Source organism: Pseudomonas sp. BF-R-24 (genome assembly GCF_019947335.1).
In the GTDB taxonomy this organism is placed as follows: domain Bacteria; phylum Pseudomonadota; class Gammaproteobacteria; order Pseudomonadales; family Pseudomonadaceae; genus Aquipseudomonas; species Aquipseudomonas jessenii.
Window position 1 is genome coordinate 246,273 of sequence record NZ_JAGYGG010000003.1, and the last position, 20,318, is coordinate 266,590.

Below are 20,318 nucleotides of genomic sequence, written 5' to 3' on the forward strand. Positions count from 1 at the left end.
GCGCAGTCCAACGGGGGCAAGCCCCCTCGCCACAGGGCCACCTGAGTTCCATCTGTATAGAAGTTGTAACTGTGCGAACCGGAGCTTAAAAGCTAGAGTCTGATGGTTTCACGCAGGTCCGGACCATACCCCTGCGCACCTTTCAAGGAGCCTTCATGCACACATTCCGCCGCAGCGCCGCCCTCCTCGCCCTGAGCGTTGGCACCGTCGCCAGCCTCCCGGCCCTGGCCGCCGACGAGCTTCATTACAACCAGATTTCCCTGCGCGCCGAAGTCAGTCAGGAAGTGGCCCGCGACCTGATGATCGTGACCCTCTACACCGAAGAACAGAACACCGACCCGGCCAAACTCGCCGCCGATGTCAGTACCACCATGAACAAGGCGCTGGCCAAGGCCAAGCAAGTCAAGGACATCACTCTGCGCCAGGGCAGCCGCAACAGCTACCCGATCTATGACACCAAGGGCCAGAAAATCACCGGCTGGCGCGAGCGCGCCGAATTGCGCCTGGAAAGCCCGGACTTCGCTGCGCTGTCGAAGCTGACCGGCGAACTGCTCACCGACCTGAAAATGGGCGGCATGGACTTCGCTATCGCCACCCCGACCCGCAAGGCCAGCGAAGACGCCTTGCTCAAGGACGCCGTGACCGCCTTCAAGGCCCGCGCCCAACTGGCCACCGACGCCCTTGGCGGCAAGAGCTACAAAATCGTCAACCTGAACCTCAACAGCAACGGTTATCCACAGCCTTACCTGCGCGCGCCGATGATGATGAAAGCCGCCGCCATGGACAGCGCACCGGTGACGCCGGATGTCGAGGCCGGCACCAGCCAGGTCAGCATGACCGCCGATGGCTCGATTGAAGTGCTGATGCCTTGAATCGGTAGCCCGTAAACAAAAACGGCGATCAGGAAAATGATCGCCGTTTTTTTTGGCAGTTTTCAGGCATGAGCTATAACTGGATAGGTCCCCCCGAGAAAAGCCGTCGATTGGCCACTATCGGTGCAACAACAACCACTCTTATTCACGCCATGCCCACCCCACATTCCGGGGTATGAATAAGTAACACCCCGCCCCACGCGGGAGCAACCCGAGTCAAGAGCGCACTGTAAAAGTGCGTCATTTGCACCGTAAAAACGCCGCGCAAACGGTCAAATGCGTCAGAAATTATACAAATGCGACATTAAGGTACGTTCGTTCCACTGTTTAAGGCTTGTAGTCACTCTGGATCTTGCATTGGGTATGGCCCCTGCATAAGTATCCGCAGGCACGACTCACGAGGTCGTCCTCTAATTCCAAAAATGACAACAAATCATGAGGCCACCATGCTTAAACACGCGGTCATTCCGTTCTTAGTTGGCGCAAGCTTGTTAGCCAGCGCACCGTTCGCCCAAGCAGCGACTAACCTGGTGTTCTGCTCCGAAGGGAGCCCGGCCGGTTTCGATCCAGGTCAATACACCACCGGAACCGACTTCGACGCCTCTGCAGAAACCATGTTCAACCGCCTCACCCAGTTCGAACGTGGCGGCACCGCCGTGGTTCCTGGGTTGGCGACCAAGTGGGACGTTTCCGATGACGGCCTGACCTACACCTTCCACCTGCGTGAAGGCGTCAAGTTCCACACTACCCCGTATTTCAAACCGACTCGTGAGTTCAACGCCGACGACGTGCTGTTCACCTTTAATCGCATGATTAACAAGGATGATCCGTTCCGCAAAGCGTACCCGACCGAATTCCCGTACTTCACCGACATGGGGATGGATACCAACATCACCAAGATCGATAAAGTCGACGACCACACGGTCAAGTTCACCCTCAAGGACGTTGATGCCGCGTTCATCCAGAACATGGCCATGAGCTTCGCCTCGATCCAGTCCGCCGAGTACGCTGCCCAGCTGCTCAAGGAAGGCAAGGCAGCCGACATCAACCAGAAGCCGGTCGGCACCGGCCCGTTCGTGTTCAAGAGCTACCAGAAAGACTCCAACATCCGCTACACAGGGAACAAGGACTACTGGAAGCCTGACGACGTCAAGATCGACAACCTGATCTTCGCCATCACCACCGACCCGTCGGTACGCATCCAGAAGCTGAAGAAGAACGAGTGCCAGGTCACCCTGTTCCCTCGTCCGGCCGACCTGAAGGCGCTCAAGGAAGACAAGTCCTTGAAGATGCCTGAGCAGGCCGGGTTCAACCTGGGCTACATCGCCTACAACGTGATGGACAAGATCAAGGGCGACGACAAGCCAAACCCGATGTCGCAGTTGAAAGTGCGCCAGGCCATGGACATGGCCGTCAACAAGCAGCAGATCATCGACTCCGTGTACCAGGGCGCTGGCCAACTGGCGGTCAACGCCATGCCGCCGACCCAGTGGTCCTATGACACCACCATCAAGGACGCCAAGTACGATCCCGAGAAAGCCAAGGAGCTGCTCAAGGAAGCCGGCGTCAAGGAAGGTACCGAGATCGTCCTGTGGGCGATGCCGGTTCAGCGTCCGTACAACCCGAACGCCAAGCTGATGGCAGAAATGCTGCAGTCCGACTGGGCCAAGATCGGCCTCAAGGTCAAGATCCAGAGCTACGAGTGGGGCGAGTACATCAAGCGCTCCAAGGGCGGCGAGAACGGCGCGATGCTGATTGGCTGGAGCGGCGACAACGGTGACCCGGACAACTGGCTGAACGTGCTGTTCGGCTGCGACTCGCTGGAAGGCAACAACTTCTCCAAATGGTGCGACAAGAAGTTTGACGACATCGTCAAGCAAGCCAAGCGCACTTCGGACCAAGGCAAACGCACCGAACTGTACAAACAGGCGCAACACGTCCTCAAGGATGCTGTGCCTATGACACCTATCGCTCACTCGACGGTGTTCCAACCCATGCGCGCCAACGTGCAGGACTTCAAGATCAGCCCATTTGGCTTGAACTCCTTCTACGGCGTCAGCGTCAGCAAATAAGGTTTTGCAACGGCGACGTTCCTGACGTCGCCGTTGCTTCATCTTCCGAGAAAGCAGGAATTCGCCTACATCCTGGTCCGCAGCTGACTACAGCATCGGGCGAGGACGCGTTGCCATTTCCTACGAGTCTTTAGGACTCTACGCATTTACTGCCGGACCCGTGGCTCATACCGTCGGGATCTGACCAGTGCACGCGTGGGTCATCGGTTAATGCTGCGCGCATGGCTTGAAATCAGTGATGCCTCTACGTCCGCGGACGGGACGGCGACTCATTGAAAACACTTTGAGAGAAAAGGGAGCGTTATGCGCCATACCTTGGTTTTATCCGCATTGCTGGGCACCGGCCTGTTGGCCGCCACTTCCATCAGCCAGGCCGCCAACAACAGCCTGGTGTTCTGCTCCGAAGGCAGCCCCGCCGGTTTCGACACGGCGCAGTACACCACTGCGACCGACAACGACGCCGCCGAGCCGCTGTACAACCGGTTGGCTGAGTTTGAAAAAGGCGCGACCAACGTCGTACCGGGCCTGGCCACGAGCTGGGATATTTCCGAGGACGGCCTCAAATACACGTTTCACCTGCGCGAAGGGGTGAAGTTTCATACCACCAAATACTTCACGCCGACCCGAGACTTCAATGCCGACGACGTGCTGTTCACGTTCAATCGCATGCTCGACCCGCAGCAACCTTTCCGTAAGGCTTATCCGACAGAGTTTCCGTACTTCAACGGCATGAGCCTGAACAAGAACATCGCCAAGGTCGAAAAGACCGGGCCGTTGACGGTGGTCTTTACGCTCAACAGCGTGGACGCCGCGTTCATCCAGAACATCGCCATGAGCTTCGCCGCCATCCTTTCGGCCGAATACGCCGACAAGCTGCTGGCCGAAGGCAAGCCGAGCGACATCAACCAGAAGCCGATCGGCACCGGGCCGTTCGTGTTCAAGAGCTACCAGAAAGACTCGAACATCCGTTACACCGGCAACAAGCATTACTGGGCCCCTGACCGGGTCAAGCTCGATAACCTGATTTTCGCCATCAACACCGACGCCTCGGTGCGCGTGCAGAAACTCAAGGCCGGCGAGTGCCAGATCACCCTGCACCCGCGCCCTGCCGATGTGCCCGCACTGAAGAACGACACGGCCCTGCAACTGATCGAGAAGCCCGGTTTCAACCTCGGTTACATCGCCTACAACGTGCGCCACAAACCATTCGACCAGCTTGAAGTACGCCAGGCGCTGGACATGGCGGTGAACAAGCAAGGCATTCTCAATGCCGTCTACCAGGGCGCGGGGCAACTGGCGGTCAACGCCATGCCGCCGACCCAATGGTCCTACGACGAGACTATCAAGGACGCCGCCTACAACCCGGAAAAAGCCAAGGAGCTGCTCAAGGCTGCCGGCGTCAAGGAAGGCACCGAAATCACCCTCTGGGCCATGCCGGTCCAGCGTCCGTACAACCCCAACGCCAAGTTGATGGCCGAGATGCTCCAGGCTGACTGGGCGAAGATCGGCCTCAAGGTCAAGATCGTCAGTTATGAGTGGGGCGAGTACATCAAGCGCACCAAGAATGGCGAACACGACATCAGCCTGATCGGCTGGACCGGCGACAACGGTGACCCGGACAACTGGCTGGGCACGCTCTACAGCTGTGACGCCATTGGCGGCAACAACTACTCGATGTGGTGTGATCCGGCTTACGACAAGCTGATCAAGCAGGCCAAGGTCGTCACCGACCGCGACCAGCGCACCCTGCTCTACAAACAGGCGCAGCAATTGCTCAAGCAGCAAGTGCCGATGACGCCAGTCGCCCACTCGACGGTCAACCAGCCGCTGAGCGCCAAAATCGAAGGGTTCAAGGTGAGCCCGTTCGGTCGCAATGTTTTCTCGGGTGTCAGCATAGAAAAATAACCGATTAGCCAGAAATGCCGGGGGGCGGATTTTCCGCCCTCACGCAGACGCTTTGCCGTCTTTTGCCAATTTGGCTGGCAGCAAACGTTTGCGATGCCGTGAATGAGTTCTAAACCAATAGCCGGATCACAAAAAAAGACCGGCATAAAAAAAAGAAAGTAAGGAGCTTTACCCATGAAACTGAGCAGCACCGCGTTATTGGCCATGGCCATCAGCAGCGTAACCGCCACGGCTTACGCAGAAACCCAAAGCCAGGCTTTCACCCCGGTTACCGTGAACGAGAAAAGCGCCCAAAGCGAAGCCACCGGCTTTATCGAAGGCCAGTCGATCACCGGCACCACGCGCAACTGGTACGCCAACGAACAACTGCAACGCGGCGCCAAGTTCGCCTACAAGAAAGACGGCGTTTCGACCCCTACCGATCGCCGGATCAACTGGGTCCAGGGCACCATCCTCAAGTACAACTCGGGCTTCACCGAAGGCACCGTAGGCTTCAGCACTGAAGTGGCGGCGTACAACGCGATCGCACTGGACCAGGACCGCAAAGACCTGGCGTCCAACAACGGCGGCGCACCGGGCACTCGTCCAGGCGCGGGCAACAACCGTACCCTGACCAAAGAGGGCGGCGACGCTCAAGGCCAGTGGAGCAAACTGGGCCTGGCCAACGTCAAGGCTCGTGTCTCCAACAGCACCCTGACCGCCGGCCGCATGAACTTCAGCAGCCCGATGGTCGACGTGATCGGTAACCGTGCACTGCCTTCGAGCTTCCAGGGCGTGGCCCTCCACAGCGAAGAGCTGAACAACCTGGCCTTCGACCTGGCCACCTTCGACCGCAACTCACCGCGTACCGAAGAAAGCCAGCGCAAATTCCGCACCGAATACGCAAACGGCATCGTCGAAACCGACCACGTCTACACCGGCGGTATCACCTACAACCCGTTCGCCAGCCTGACCACCAGTCTCTGGGCGACCCAGGCTGAAGATATCTGGAACCAGTACTACTTCGGCGCCTCTCACGTACTGGGCGACAGCCAGGTACTGAGCCTGACCACCGGCCTGAACTACTACAAAACCAAGGAAACCGGTAAAGCCCTGATCGGCGACATCGACAACGACACCTACTCGCTGTCGTTCGGCCTGACCCACCAGGCCCACACCCTGACCTTCTCGTACCAGGAAGTGAACGGTAACGAGTACTTCGACTACCTGCACGAAACCAACGGCATCTACCTGGCCAACTCCCTGTTGTCGGACTTCAACGGCCCGAACGAAAAATCGTTCCAGGTTGCCTACGGTCTGAACATGGCCGAATACGGCGTACCAGGCCTGAAGTTCAACATCTACCAGGCTCGCGGCTGGGGTATCGACGGCACTCACTACACCGGCAACGGCGGCGTGGCAGGCAAGGGTTACGACGGCATCCAGTCCCAGGATGGCGAACACCATTATGAATACGGCATCGGCGCGACCTACGCCGTGCAGAGCGGCCCGCTCAAGGCCACCACGATTCGCGGCACCTACACCGCTCACCGTGCCAGCGAAAACCAGGCTGACGGCAGCATCAACGAGTTCCGCCTCGTGACCACGGTTCCGTTCAACATCCTGTAATGCCCGTGCCGAACGGCTGATTCAGTGACGAATCGGCCGTTCGGTTTTTGTCCTTTAACTGATTGCAGAGGGTTCTTGATGAAAATGCTTCCCCTACGTGCGGCCATCGCGGCCGCGTTGCTCAGTGTCGCTGTCGGTGTTTCGGCCAAGCCCCTGGTGGTTTGCACGGAAGCCAGCCCCGAAGGCTTCGACATGGTCCAGTACACGACTGCAGTCACCGCCGATGCCGTGGCCGAAACCATCTTCAATCGCCTGGCAGACTTCAAGCCCGGCACCACCGACGTGATTCCGGCACTGGCCGACTCCTGGGACATCAGCGAAGACGGCCTGACCTACACGTTCCATCTGCGTAAAGGCGTAAAGTTCCACACCACCGAATACTTCAAGCCGACCCGCGACATGAATGCCGACGACGTGGTCTGGAGCTTCCAGCGTCAGCTGGACCCGAATCATCCGTGGCACAAGCTGTCGAGCGTGGGCTTCCCGTACTTTGAAAGCATGGGCTTCAAGGAACTGCTCAAGAGCGTCGAGAAAGTCGACGACAACACGGTCAAGTTCACCCTGACCCGTCGCGAAGCACCGTTTCTGGCCGACATCGCCATGGCGTTCTCCTCGATCTACTCCGCCGAGTACGCCGACCTGTTGCTCAAAGCGAACAAGACCGGCGACCTGAACAACAAGCCGATCGGCACTGGCCCGTTCGTCTTCCAGCGCTACAACAAGGACGCCCAGGTCCGCTTCAAGGCCAACCCGGACTACTTCCGTGGCAAACCGCCAGCCGATGCGTTGATCCTGGCCATCGCCACCGACAACAACGTGCGCCTGCAGAAGCTCAAGGCCAACGAGTGCCAGGTCGCGCTCTATCCGAAGCCGGATGACATTCCGAGCATCAAGAAAGACGACAAGCTGAAAGTCGATGAACTGAACGCGATGACCGTTTCCTACATCGCCATGAACACCACGCACAAATACATGAGTGATGTGCGGGTGCGCAAAGCCATCGACATCGCCTTCGACAAAGAGGCATACGTCAATGCGTTGTTCGGCAAGGGCAATGCGACCGCCGCGGTCAACCCGTACCCGGACACCCTGCTGGGCTACAACCACAGCCTGAAAAACCCGGCCCGTGATCTGGACAAGGCTCGCGCCCTGCTCAAGGAAGCCGGCGTACCGGAAGGCACCACCTTCACCCTGTTCACCCGCAACGGTGGCGGTCCGACCAACCCGAACCCGATGCTCGGCGCGCAGATGATGCAAGCCGACCTGGCCAAGGTCGGGATCAAGATCGACATCCGCGTGATGGAATGGGGCGAAATGCTCAAACGCGCCAAAAACGGCGAGCACGACATGGTTTCCGCCGGATGGGCGGGTGATAACGGCGACCCGGATAACTTCCTGACGCCTATGCTCAGTTGTGAAGCGGCCAAGAACGGAGAAAACTACGCACGCTGGTGCAATGACAAGTTCCAGGCGCTGCTCGACCAGGCCCGGGAAAAAACCGATCCGGCCGAACGCGCAGCGCTCTACGAACAGGCCCAGGTTATTTTCAACCAGGACCAGCCGTGGATCAGCATGGCGCACACTAGAATGTTTACCGCAATGCGCAACAACGTAGAGGGCTATCACATTAGCCCCCTCACCACGAATAACTTCGCCACCACCCAGGTGAAGTAATAAGAAAACTCCCGGCATTCCTGACCCAGGCATGCCGGGCACGCCTAACCGGCTGATGAGGTACAACACACGATGTTTAGTTTTATTGCCCGCCGACTGGGGTTACTGATCCCCACGTTCTTCGGCATCACCTTGCTGACTTTCGCGTTGATTCGCATGATCCCGGGCGACCCCGTAGAAGTCATGATGGGAGAACGTAGGGTCGACCCCGAAATGCACGCTCAGGCAATGGAACGCCTAGGTCTGAACAAACCCCTGTATGCCCAGTACCTGGATTACATCGGCAAGCTCGCCCACGGCGATCTCGGGGAATCCCTGCGTACCCGTGAAAGCGTGTGGAGCGAATTCACCTCCCTGTTCCCCGCGACCCTGGAACTGTCCATGGCCGCCCTGTTGTTCGCCGGCATCCTGGGCCTTCTGGCCGGGGTGATCGCGGCACTCAAGCGAGGATCCTTGTTCGACCATGGAGTGATGGGTGTCTCCCTGGCGGGATACTCGATGCCGATCTTCTGGTGGGGCCTGATCCTGATCATGTTCTTCTCGGTAAGTCTGGGCTGGACCCCGGTATCCGGGCGGATCGACCTGCTGTATGACATCGAGCCACGCACCGGCTTCATGCTGATCGATACGCTGCTGGCCGACGAGCCGGACGCCTTCTTCGACGCCCTGCACCACCTGATCCTGCCGGCCATTGTGCTCGGCACCATTCCGCTGGCAGTAATCGCGCGGATGACCCGTTCGTCGATGCTCGAAGTGCTGCGTGAAGACTACATCCGCACCGCCAAGGCCAAAGGCCTGTCGCCGGCACGCGTGGTGTTCGTACACGGCCTGCGCAACGCGCTGATCCCGGTACTCACCGTGGTCGGCCTGCAAGTCGGCACCCTGTTGGCCGGTGCGGTCCTGACCGAAACCATCTTCTCGTGGCCCGGCATCGGCAAATGGCTGATCGAAGCCATTGGCGCCCGGGATTATCCCGTTGTGCAAAACGGCATCCTGTTAATCGCCTGCCTGGTGATTGTGGTCAACTTCGTAGTGGACATCCTCTACGGCTTTGCCAACCCACGCATCCGTCATCAGCGCTGAGATCATGACCATGACCACTCCAATTCCATCGGTAGCAGTCGATCAAAGCCTGCTGTACCCGTCTCCGTACAAAGAATTCTGGCAAGCGTTTTCCAAGAACAAAGGTGCCGTCGCCGGCCTGATGTTCATGCTGCTGGTGATTTTCTGCGCCATCTTCGCCCCGTGGGTTGCCCCTCACGACCCGAGCGAGCAGTACCGTGACTTCCTGCTGACCCCGCCGGCCTGGCTGGAAGGTGGACAGATGCAGTTCCTGCTCGGCACCGACGAACTGGGTCGCGACCTGCTGTCGCGCCTGATCCAGGGCTCGCGCCTGTCGTTGCTGATCGGTTTGTCGTCGGTGGTGATGTCGCTGATCCCGGGGATCCTGCTGGGTCTGTTCGCCGGGTTCTTCCCGCGCATACTTGGCCCGAGCATCATGCGTCTGATGGACATCATGCTGGCCCTGCCGTCCCTGCTGCTGGCCGTGGCGATCGTCGCCATCCTCGGCCCTGGCCTGATCAATACCGTGATCGCCATCGCCGTGGTGTCCCTGCCGTCCTACGTTCGTCTGACCCGCGCTGCGGTGATGGGCGAACTGAACCGCGACTACGTGACCGCCGCTCGCCTGGCCGGTGCCGGTCTGCCGCGCCTGATGTTCGTCACCGTGCTGCCTAATTGCATGGCGCCGCTGATCGTTCAGGCCACCCTGAGCTTCTCCTCGGCGATCCTCGATGCCGCCGCACTGGGCTTCCTCGGCCTTGGCGTACAACCGCCAACCCCTGAGTGGGGCACCATGCTGGCTTCGGCCCGCGACTACATCGAACGCGCCTGGTGGGTGGTGAGCCTGCCTGGTCTGACCATTTTGCTCAGCGTGCTGGCAATCAACCTGATGGGCGACGGCCTGCGCGATGCGCTGGACCCGAAACTCAAGAACGCCGCCTGAGGAGATTCCCATGTCACTGCTAGAAATCAAGAATCTCAATGTTCGCTTCGGCGACAAAAACGCCACGCCAGTCGTCGATGGCCTCGACCTGCAAGTGGACAAGGGCGAAGTGCTGGCCATCGTTGGCGAGTCCGGTTCCGGCAAGTCCGTGACCATGATGGCGCTGATGGGCCTGATCGAGCATCCGGGGATCGTCACCGCTGACGCCCTGAATTTCGACGGCAAGAACATGCTCAAGCTCAACAATCGCCAGCGTCGCCAGATCGTCGGTAAAGACCTGTCCATGGTCTTCCAGGATCCGATGACTGCCCTGAACCCGAGCTACACCGTCGGTTTCCAGATTGAAGAAGTGCTGCGCCTGCACCTGAAAATGTCCGGCAAGGCTGCCCGCAAGCGCGCCATCGAACTGCTGGAAAAAGTTGAAATCCCGGGTGCCGCCAGCCGTATGGACGCCTACCCGCATCAACTGTCCGGTGGCATGAGCCAACGTGTCGCGATTGCCATGGCGATTGCCGGCGAACCGAAACTGCTGATCGCCGACGAACCGACCACGGCGCTGGACGTAACCATCCAGGCGCAAATCATGGACCTGCTGCTGGCGTTGCAGAAAGAGCAGAACATGGGCCTGGTGCTGATCACCCACGACCTCGCCGTCGTGGCCGAAACCGCCCAGCGCGTGTGCGTGATGTACGCCGGCCAGGCGGTCGAAGTCGGCCAGGTGCCGCAACTGTTCGACATTCCGGCACACCCGTACAGCGAAGCGTTGCTCAAGGCAATTCCGGAACACAGCCTGGGTGCCTCGCGCCTGTCGACCCTGCCGGGCATCGTTCCCGGTCGCTACGACCGCCCGCAAGGTTGCCTGCTGTCGCCACGCTGCCCGTACGTGAAAGACAACTGCCGTCAACAACGTCCGGCCCTTGACCAGAAAAGCAACAGCCTCGCTCGCTGCTTCTACCCGCTGAACCAGGAGGTGGCGTAATGGCCGTCGTTCTTACCGCCCGCGACCTGACCCGTCACTACGAGGTGTCCCGAGGCCTGTTCAAGGGTCACGCCACCGTGCGCGCCCTCAACGGCGTGTCGTTCGAACTGGAAGCCGGCAAGACCCTCGCTGTCGTAGGCGAGTCGGGCTGCGGCAAATCCACCCTGGCCCGTGCCCTGACCCTGATCGAAGAGCCGTCCTCCGGCTCCTTGAAAATTGCCGGGCAGGAAGTCGCCGGTGCCGACAAGGCCCAGCGCAAGCAACTGCGCAAAGACGTGCAGATGGTGTTCCAGAGCCCGTACGCCTCGTTGAACCCTCGGCAGAAAGTCGGTGATCAGCTTGCAGAGCCATTATTGATCAACACCAACCTGAGCGCCGCGGAACGTCGCGAGAAAGTCCAGGCGATGATGAAGCAGGTGGGCTTGCGTCCCGAGCACTATCAGCGTTATCCGCACATGTTCTCCGGTGGTCAGCGCCAGCGAATTGCCCTGGCCCGTGCAATGATGCTGCAACCGAAAGTGCTGGTGGCGGACGAACCGACCTCGGCACTGGACGTGTCGATTCAGGCACAGGTACTCAACCTGTTCATGGATTTGCAGCAAGAGTTCAACACCGCCTATGTGTTCATCTCCCACAACCTGGCGGTGGTACGCCACGTTGCCGACCATGTGATGGTGATGTACCTCGGTCGCCCGGTGGAAATGGGCACGAAAGAGGACATTTACTCCCGACCTCTGCACCCCTACACCCAGGCGCTGCTGTCGGCGACGCCGGCCATCCACCCGGATCCGGACAAGCCGAAAATCAAGATCGTAGGCGAATTGCCCAACCCGCTGAACCCGCCGTCCGGCTGCGCCTTCCACAAGCGCTGCCCGTACGCCACCGCGCGTTGCAGCACTGAAGAGCCGGCCCTGCGCCTGCTCGCCGGCCGCCAGGTGGCTTGCCACTACGCCGAGCAATTCCTCGACGGCGCGGCATAAAAATGTGGGAGCGGGCTTGCTCGCGAAGGCGTCATTTCAGTCAACCTCAAAGTCGACTGACAGATCGCTTTCGCGAGCAAGCCCGCTCCCACAGGGATTGAGTAGCTCAAGTAATTACGCGTTAACCAAACCCCTTCCGCCTCGAATGCGCATCACTCAGGCAGAAGGGGTTTTCTTTTGCCTGCAATAGAGCGACTACGTCTGGCTGTCGCCCTCTTCCTCATCGGAGTCCGGTTCGTCGGTGGTCGAATCATCGTCGTTGTCCGCACCGCCCTGCCCCTGATCTCCCGGTTCCGATTCGGACTTGGCGATCATCAACCCCGCATAACCCGCCTGCCCGCTCGAAGCCTGCTCCCCGTGATCGATACACTCGGCCCACGCCGTCGAAGCTCCGAGCGAGAGCATCACCATCACCTTCAACAGCAGTAAAACGCGAAACAACCTGTTCATAGCCGATTCCTTCCTTTCGTTGAGTGCCTGTCTGGTGCTGAGTCAAATCTAGTTCCGATCAGCCGGGTTCTCCAGATTGGACGCTATCTGGTGGGGGAAAATGCAGCGGGTTTGGAGACTGGTTTGGAATAGGGGTTATTCACAACGCCACTAACGCCGAAGCCCCCTGCAGGAACGAGCCTGCTCGCGATGGATGCTAACGATGACGCGCTCTGTCTGGATAAACGCAGCGCGGCTGGAGTCATCGCGAGCAGGCTCGCTCCTACAGGGAATTGCGCCAGGCAATAAAAAGCCCCGCAGCTTTCGCAACGGGGCTTTTGGATTTTGCAACTCAGCGCTTAGTGATGCTCACGGGTCGCACGGAATTTCACGTCCGGCCAGCGCTCTTCCATCAATGCCAGGTTGACCCGCGTCGGTGCGAGGTAGGTCAGGTGACCACCGCCGTCCAGCGCCAGGTTTTCCACAGCCTTGTTGGAGAATTCCTCAAGCTTCTTCTTGTCGCTGCATTCGATCCAGCGCGCAGAGTAAACAGTGATCGGCTCGTAGGAGCACTCGACCTTGTATTCCTCTTTCAAACGGCTGGCGACCACATCGAACTGCAGCACACCGACGGCGCCGAGGATGATGTCGTTGCTGCGTTCCGGGAAGAACACCTGGGTCGCGCCTTCTTCGGCCAGTTGTTGCAGGCCCTGGCGCAGTTGCTTGGATTTCAGCGGATCTTTCAGGCGTACGCGACGGAACAGTTCCGGGGCGAAGTGTGGAATGCCGGTGAAACCCAGGACTTCGCCTTCGCTGAAGGTGTCGCCGATCTGGATGGTGCCGTGGTTGTGCAGGCCGATGATGTCGCCGGCAAACGCTTCTTCCAGTTGCTCACGCTCGGAAGAGAAGAAGGTCAGCGCGTCGCCGATCCGCACGTCCTTGCCGGTGCGCACGTGGCGCATCTTCATGCCTTTTTCGTACTTGCCCGAGCAGATACGCATGAAGGCGATGCGGTCGCGGTGCTTCGGGTCCATGTTCGCCTGGATCTTGAAGATGAAACCCGAGAACTTCTCTTCCACCGGCTCCACGGTGCGCTCGTTGGCCACGCGTGCCAGTGGGCGCGGCGCCCAATCAACGACGGCGTCGAGGACGTGGTCGACACCGAAGTTGCCCAGTGCCGTACCGAAGAACACCGGAGTCAGTTGACCGTCGAGGAACTCCTGCTGGTTGAACTCGTGGCAGGCGCCCTGCACCAGTTCCAGCTGCTCGATGAAACGCTCGTACTCGTCACCCAGGTGGGCGCGGGCTTCATCGGAGTCGAGCTTCTCGATGATCCTGGTTTCGGTGCGTTCGTGGCCGTGACCGGCGGTGTACACGATGATGTAGTCATCGGCGAGGTGATACACGCCTTTGAAATCACGGTAGCAACCAATCGGCCAGGTGATCGGCGCAGCCTTGATCTTGAGGACGGCTTCGATTTCGTCGAGCAGTTCGATCGGGTCGCGGATGTCACGGTCGAGTTTGTTGATGAAGCTGACGATCGGCGTGTCACGCAGACGGCAGACGTCCATCAGGGCGATGGTCCGAGGCTCTACACCTTTACCGCCGTCGAGAACCATCAACGCCGAGTCCACCGCCGTCAGGGTGCGATAGGTATCTTCGGAGAAGTCTTCGTGGCCCGGGGTGTCGAGCAGGTTGATCATGTGTTCGCGATACGGGAACTGCATGACCGACGTGGTAATGGAGATACCCCGCTGCTTTTCCATTTCCATCCAGTCGGAGGTGGCATGGCGATCGGATTTACGAGATTTCACCGTACCGGCTACCGCAATCGCCTTGCCCATCAGCAGGAGCTTCTCGGTGATGGTGGTCTTACCGGCATCGGGGTGGGAAATAATGGCGAAAGTGCGGCGTTTCGCGACTTCGGCGGCCTGTTTGGTCATGGGAAATCGCCTGGCAGGTGATTCAAAAAAGGGCGCAGATTATAGCCCAAGTTGATCCAAGAACCGAACCGTTGAGCACATTAGGGGTGGCCAAATGCTGCTTCAAATGGGAACCTTTTAAAGCACGGAGACGTCCACTCCCCCGTAACGACCACTCGTCGGGGGCTTGAAACACCTGCAATTCGGCCTGACGAGGCTGTGCTCATGGCTCGATTGCCGTGCGTTTCCCCCTGTAGGAGCGAGCCTGCTCGCGATGGACGTCAACGATAATGCTGGGTACCTGAAGGTACGCATTGTCTTGAAGTTTTTCGCGAGCAAGCTCGCTCCTACAGTGAAACGCGCTCGGCATGAGCTGCTTATCGCGATCATTTTTTCGGCAGCCAGGAATGGCGTTGCCACACGAGAAAGTGTTCGCCGACTGAAAAAGGAGTCCGCCTGTGGCTATCCACTATGGCAAAGGGCTGATAGGAGGCGCGCTGGTATTCGCCCTTCTGGCCCTGCTGATCCAATGGATCGGCATCAACACGATCGAACACTACCGCGACGATTTGTTGTTTTACCTGCAAGCTCATCTGGTTCTCGTCCTCGCTTCCATGCTGGCCGCCCTTGTCGTGGGCATTCCTGCCGGCATCCTCCTCAGCCGCCCGTCCATGGTCGGCCGTGCCGAACGCTTCATGCAGTTCTTCAACATTGGCAACACCGTTCCGCCCCTGGCCGTCCTGGCCATCGCCTTGGGCATCCTCGGCATCGGCAGCGGTCCTGCGATCTTCGCCCTGTTCCTCGCCTCTTTGCTGCCCATCGTGCGCAACACCTACGAAGGCCTGAAAAACGTTCAGGGTTCGCTCAAGGAAGCCGCCGTCGGCATCGGCATGACCCCGCGCCAGGTGCTGTGGAAAGTCGAATTGCCCAACGCGGTGCCGATCATCATCGGTGGTGTGCGTGTGGCATTGGCGATCAATGTCGGGACGGCGCCGCTGGCGTTCCTGATCGGTGCCAACAGTCTCGGCAGCCTGATCTTCCCCGGCATCGCCCTGAACAATCAGCCGCAATTGCTGCTCGGCGCGGCCTGCACAGCCCTGCTGGCCTTGTTGCTCGACGGTCTGGTGACACTCGCCAGCCGCCTCTGGCTCGAACGCGGCTTGCGCCCGTCTTAAGCCTCGGCAAAGGAATCGTCATGAAAACTTCAAGCTTTTTACTAGGCTGCGTCCTGCTGTTCGCAGGATTTGCCCAAGCCACGGAAAAACCGTTGATCCGCATCGGTGCCCGGGTGTTCACCGAACAGACCCTGCTGGCGGAAATCACCTCGCAGTACCTGCGCACCAAGGGTTACGAGGTGCAGGTGACCGGCGGCCTGGGCAGCAATCTGGCCCGCAGCGCCCATGAAAGTGGTCAACTGGACATGCTCTGGGAATACACCGGCGTTTCGCTGGTGGCCTACAACCATGTCACTGAAAAATTCGACAGCGAACAGTCCTACGCACGAGTAAAAGAACTCGACGCGAAAAAAGGCCTGGTCTGGCTGACACCGTCGAAATTCAGCAACACCTATGCCCTGGCACTGCCGAAAAACGTTGCTGACCAATACCCGCAGATCAACACCATCAGCGAGCTGAACTCGGTGCTGCGCAAGGAAGCCGAGACCAACAATCTGGTGGCGCTGGATACCGAGTTCGCCAACCGCTCGGACGGTCTTGATGGCATGGTCAAGCTCTACGACATGAACCTGACCCGCAAGAACATCCGGCAGATGGACGCCGGTCTGGTTTATACCGCCCTGCGCAACGGCCAGGTGTTTGCCGGTCTGGTCTACACCACCGACGGTCGCCTCAACGCCTTCAAGCTGAAGCTGCTGGAAGACGACAAGCATTACTTCCCCGACTACACCGCTGCACCGGTGGTGCGTCAGGCCTACCTCGATGCGCATCCGCAACTGGCCGAACAACTCAAGCCTCTGGCTGAGCTGTTCGACGACAACACCATGCGCGAGCTCAATGCGCGGGTCGATGTCGATCACCAAAGCCCTTCGTCCGTTGCCGCAGATTTCCTGCGCCAGCATCCAATCAAATAAGGAGGAAAAGCCATGGAATTTCTCAACGCCTTTTCCCACCTCGACTGGCAGCAGGTGATACAGCTGACCGGGCAACACATCACCCTGGTCGGCATCGCCGTGACCCTGGCGATTGTGGTCGGCGTGCCGCTGGGCATCCTGATGACACGTTTCCCGAGCCTCGCCGGGCCGTTGCAAGCCAGCGCCACGGTGCTGCTGACCGTGCCGTCGATTGCCCTGTTTGGCCTGCTGCTGCCGTTCTACTCCAAGTTCGGCCAGGGCCTGGGCCCGATGCCGGCCATCACCGCGGTGTTTCTGTATTCGCTGCTGCCGATCATGCGTAACACCTACCTGGCCCTGACCAACGTCGAACCGGGCATCCGTGAAGCCGCGCGCGGCATCGGCATGACCTTCGGCCAGCGCCTGCGCATGGTCGAATTACCCATCGCCGTGCCGGTGATCCTCGCTGGTGTGCGCACTGCCGTGGTCATGAACATCGGCGTCATGACCATCGCCGCGACCATCGGCGCCGGTGGCCTGGGCGTACTCATCCTCGCTGCCATCAGCCGCAGCGACATGTCGATGCTGATTGTCGGCGCTGTACTGGTCAGTGTGCTGGCGATCATCGCCGACCTGATCCTGCAAGTGCTGCAACGTTCGCTGACTCCAAAAGGACTGCTCAAATGATCGAACTTCAAAACCTCAGCAAGACCTTCCAAAGCAACGGCAAAGATGTGAAAGCCGTGGACTCGGTGAGCCTGACCGTCAATGAAGGCGAAATCTGCGTGTTCCTCGGGCCATCGGGTTGCGGCAAAAGCACCACGCTGAAAATGATCAACCGCCTGATCAAACCGACCTCGGGCAAGATCCTGATCAACGATGAAGACACCACGGGCCTCGACGAAGTGACGCTGCGCCGCAACATCGGCTATGTCATCCAGCAAATCGGTTTGTTCCCGAACATGACCATCGAGGAGAACATCGTCGTGGTGCCGAAACTGCTCGGCTGGGACAAGCAGAAATGCCACGACCGCGCCCGCGAGTTGATGAGCATGATCAAGCTTGAACCCAAGCAATATCTGCATCGTTATCCACGAGAACTGTCCGGTGGCCAGCAACAGCGGATCGGCGTGATTCGCGCACTGGCGGCGGATGCACCACTGCTATTAATGGACGAGCCGTTCGGGGCAGTCGACCCGATCAACCGCGAGATGATCCAGAACGAGTTCTTCGAAATGCAGCGGGCGCTGAACAAGACCGTGATCATGGTCAGCCACGACATCGACGAAGCGATCAAGCTAGGCGACAAGATCGCGATTTTCCGCGCCGGCAAGCTGCTGCAGATCGATCACCCGGACACTTTACTCGCGCATCCGGCGGATGAGTTTGTCAGCAACTTCGTCGGCCAGGACAGCACACTGAAACGCCTGCTGCTGGTGAAAGCCGAAGATGCGGCGGACAACGCGCCTTCCGTCAGCCCGCATACCCCAGTGGCCGAAGCTCTGGAGTTGATGGACGAGCATGACCGACGCTATGTGGTGGTCACTTGTGCCGAGAATAAAGCCCTGGGTTATGTACGACGTCGCGACTTGCACCGTCAGACCGGCACCTGCGCGCAGTACCAACGCGAGTTCAACGCCACGGCGGCGTACGACGAACATTTGCGCATCCTGCTGTCGCGCATGTACGAGTTCAATCGGGCGTGGTTGCCGGTGATGGATGCCGAGCGGGTGTTCCTTGGCGAGGTCACACAGGAGTCGATTGCGGCGTACCTGAGTTCCGGACGTTCGCGGGGGATGAAGACCAATATCGTCTCGCCAGCTGAGGCAGTGGTCGCCTGACAGCTCACATTAACCGGTAAAAATACAAAACCTGTGGGAGCGAGCTTGCTCGCGATGGCGTCATTTCAGACAACTACGATGCTGGCTGTGAAAATGTCATCGCGAGCAAGCTCGCTCCCACAGGTTCTATGCGATTTTCCAGTGATTCGCAGGCCGGAAAAAAATATCAACAGTAGCGCCTGTAAAAACCATCCGAAAACACGCTCCTGAATAGTCAAATCCCCTCTCAGCCTACCTTTTCGCAGCCAACGTCGCCGATGTTGACGCTATCGTAGTTACTAGCGACTTTGCACACAAAAGCGTCGAACGTGCAGGTATTTTTAACACTCCATAAATCCTCGGGAACATCCGACTGTCATCTGTGTCGGTTACAAAGAGTGATGCCTGCAACGCGCGTCAGAAGAGTGCAAAAACGCGACATTTTTTGTTGATCTCAAGCCCCTCACGCCCTAAAGTTCGCGCCGAACGTCCATGCTGGAAACGATCCATCCGGCTCAAGTACTGACGACGAGACAGCAAGGCCAAGGGAAAGCTGCACTTCCCATGGCCTTTTTGCTTTCGGCGACATGCCTTGGGAAGTAGGCGAACCAAAGTGGGGATACGGAGGACGTTCATTTGCACCCATTGATTAACAACGTTTGCCTTTAGGAGCTCCCAGGTATGTCGATCCAGGTCGAAGACTATTTCGCGCGTGAAACCTTTCAGAAAATGAAGGCGTTCGCCGACAAACAGGAAACCCCGTTCGTGGTGATCGACACCGCGATGATCAGCCAGGCCTATGACGACCTGCGCGCCGGTTTCGAATTCGCCAAGGTCTACTACGCGGTCAAGGCCAACCCGGCCGTCGAGATCATCGACCTGCTCAAAGAGAAAGGCTCGAGCTTCGACATCGCCTCGATCTACGAGCTGGACAAAGTGCTTGGTCGCGGCGTCAGCGCCGACCAGATCAGCTACGGCAACACCATCAAGAAATCCAAGGACATCCGCTACTTCTACGAGAAGGGCGTGCGCCTGTTCGCCACCGACTCCGAAGCCGACCTGCGCAACATCGCCAAGGCCGCACCGGGCTCGAAAGTCTACGTGCGTATCCTGACCGAAGGCTCGACCACCGCCGACTGGCCGTTGTCGCGCAAATTCGGCTGCCAGACCGACATGGCCATGGACCTGCTGATCCTCGCTCGCGACCTGGGCCTGGTGCCTTACGGCATCTCGTTCCACGTCGGCTCGCAGCAGCGCGACATCAGCGTCTGGGACGCGGCGATCGCCAAGGTCAAAGTGATCTTCGAACGCCTGAAGGAAGAAGACGGCATCCACCTGAAGCTGATCAACATGGGTGGTGGCTTCCCGGCCAACTACATCACCCGCACCAACAGCCTGGAAACCTACGCCGAGGAAATCATCCGCTTCCTGAAGGAAGACTTCGGTGATGACTTGCCGGAAATCATCCTGGAGCCAGGCCGCTCGCTGATCGCCAACGCCGGCATCCTGGTCAGCGAAGTGGTACTGGTTGCACGTAAATCCCGTACCGCGGTAGAGCGTTGGGTGTACACGGATGTGGGCAAGTTCTCCGGCCTGATCGAAACCATGGACGAAGCCATCAAGTTCCCGATCTGGACCGAGAAGAAAGGCGAAATGGAAGAAGTGGTCATCGCCGGTCCAACCTGCGACAGCGCCGACATCATGTACGAAAACTACAAGTACGGCCTGCCGCTGAACCTGGCCATCGGTGATCGCCTGTACTGGCTGTCGACCGGTGCGTACACCACCAGTTACAGCGCCGTCGAGTTCAATGGCTTCCCGCCGCTGAAGTCGTTCTACGTGTAAATACTGCGTAGAATCGAGTAGGAGGCGGATTTACATCCGCCGTCCTCTCACACCACCGTACGTACGGTTCCGTATACGGCGGTTCAGGTTAAGCGGTTAAGCCGGGTTATCGTGTCCAGTATTGAGACCAGCCCGAGTT

The 20,318-nt window shown here is 59.0% G+C and carries 16 protein-coding genes; 14 read left to right on the plus strand and 2 right to left on the minus strand.

Annotation, left to right across the window (positions count from 1 at the left end; translation table 11 throughout):
* Positions 1-155 precede the first annotated feature (155 nt).
* The 9 genes from KGA98_RS04090 to KGA98_RS04130 all read left to right on the plus strand — a co-directional run bounded on the left by KGA98_RS04090 (position 156) and on the right by KGA98_RS04130 (position 12,095).
* Positions 156-872 carry an SIMPL domain-containing protein gene (locus KGA98_RS04090; RefSeq protein ID WP_223501408.1) on the plus strand — a complete coding sequence of 239 codons (717 nt, stop codon included), beginning with the start codon at positions 156-158 and terminating at the stop codon, positions 870-872.
* 446 nt (positions 873-1,318) lie between these two features.
* Positions 1,319-2,944: an ABC transporter substrate-binding protein gene (locus KGA98_RS04095; protein ID WP_057716445.1), complete on the plus strand. Its 1,626-nt coding sequence runs from the start codon at positions 1,319-1,321 to the stop codon at positions 2,942-2,944.
* Between the two features lie 303 nt (positions 2,945-3,247).
* Positions 3,248-4,849 carry an ABC transporter substrate-binding protein gene (locus KGA98_RS04100; protein WP_057716446.1) on the plus strand — a complete coding sequence of 534 codons (1,602 nt, stop codon included), beginning with the start codon at positions 3,248-3,250 and terminating at the stop codon, positions 4,847-4,849.
* Between the two features lie 174 nt (positions 4,850-5,023).
* On the plus strand, positions 5,024-6,457 hold the full coding sequence (locus KGA98_RS04105) for an OprD family porin (protein ID WP_057716447.1): 1,434 nt from the start codon (positions 5,024-5,026) through the stop codon (positions 6,455-6,457).
* 78 nt (positions 6,458-6,535) lie between these two features.
* A complete protein-coding gene (locus KGA98_RS04110; RefSeq protein ID WP_057716448.1) occupies positions 6,536-8,131 on the plus strand; it encodes an ABC transporter substrate-binding protein in 1,596 nt (531 codons plus the stop codon).
* Positions 8,132-8,203: 72 nt separating this feature from the next.
* Positions 8,204-9,214, plus strand: coding sequence for an ABC transporter permease subunit (locus KGA98_RS04115; protein ID WP_008051717.1), 1,011 nt, complete (start codon positions 8,204-8,206; stop codon positions 9,212-9,214).
* A gap of 10 nt (positions 9,215-9,224) precedes the next feature.
* Complete coding sequence (locus KGA98_RS04120) at positions 9,225-10,136, plus strand: ABC transporter permease subunit (RefSeq protein ID WP_057716449.1); 912 nt, start codon at positions 9,225-9,227, stop codon at positions 10,134-10,136.
* Positions 10,137-10,146: 10 nt separating this feature from the next.
* Entirely contained in the window at positions 10,147-11,115 is a 969-nt protein-coding gene (locus KGA98_RS04125) for an ABC transporter ATP-binding protein (protein WP_057716450.1), read from the plus strand.
* Positions 11,115-12,095, plus strand: coding sequence for a peptide ABC transporter ATP-binding protein (locus KGA98_RS04130; RefSeq protein WP_223501410.1), 981 nt, complete (start codon positions 11,115-11,117; stop codon positions 12,093-12,095). Before KGA98_RS04125 ends, KGA98_RS04130 begins: the two co-directional genes overlap by 1 nt.
* Positions 12,096-12,290: 195 nt before the next feature.
* Here the strand turns inward: KGA98_RS04130 and KGA98_RS04135 are convergent, their stop codons facing one another.
* Entirely contained in the window at positions 12,291-12,545 is a 255-nt protein-coding gene (locus KGA98_RS04135; RefSeq protein ID WP_057716452.1) for a hypothetical protein, read from the minus strand.
* A 338-nt stretch (positions 12,546-12,883) separates the two neighbouring features.
* Positions 12,884-14,467 (minus strand): peptide chain release factor 3, encoded by a 1,584-nt coding sequence (locus tag KGA98_RS04140; protein ID WP_057716453.1) that lies wholly within the window; start codon positions 14,465-14,467, stop codon positions 12,884-12,886.
* A gap of 437 nt (positions 14,468-14,904) precedes the next feature.
* Between KGA98_RS04140 and KGA98_RS04145 the strand changes: the two genes are divergently transcribed.
* The 5 genes from KGA98_RS04145 (at position 14,905) to KGA98_RS04165 (ending at position 20,179) form a co-directional block, all read left to right on the plus strand.
* The gene (locus KGA98_RS04145) at positions 14,905-15,621 is read left to right on the plus strand and encodes an ABC transporter permease (RefSeq protein ID WP_223501413.1); all 717 of its coding nucleotides are present in this window, start codon (positions 14,905-14,907) and stop codon (positions 15,619-15,621) included.
* Positions 15,622-15,641: 20 nt separating this feature from the next.
* Positions 15,642-16,535, plus strand: coding sequence for a glycine betaine ABC transporter substrate-binding protein (locus tag KGA98_RS04150; protein ID WP_223501416.1), 894 nt, complete (start codon positions 15,642-15,644; stop codon positions 16,533-16,535).
* 12 nt (positions 16,536-16,547) lie between these two features.
* A complete protein-coding gene (locus KGA98_RS04155; RefSeq protein ID WP_057716456.1) occupies positions 16,548-17,201 on the plus strand; it encodes an ABC transporter permease in 654 nt (217 codons plus the stop codon).
* Positions 17,198-18,355 carry a betaine/proline/choline family ABC transporter ATP-binding protein gene (locus KGA98_RS04160; RefSeq protein ID WP_223501418.1) on the plus strand — a complete coding sequence of 386 codons (1,158 nt, stop codon included), beginning with the start codon at positions 17,198-17,200 and terminating at the stop codon, positions 18,353-18,355. The genes KGA98_RS04155 and KGA98_RS04160 overlap by 4 nt, the downstream gene beginning before the upstream one ends.
* A 660-nt stretch (positions 18,356-19,015) precedes the next feature.
* Complete coding sequence (locus tag KGA98_RS04165) at positions 19,016-20,179, plus strand: type III PLP-dependent enzyme (protein ID WP_056728269.1); 1,164 nt, start codon at positions 19,016-19,018, stop codon at positions 20,177-20,179.
* Positions 20,180-20,318 lie beyond the last annotated feature (139 nt).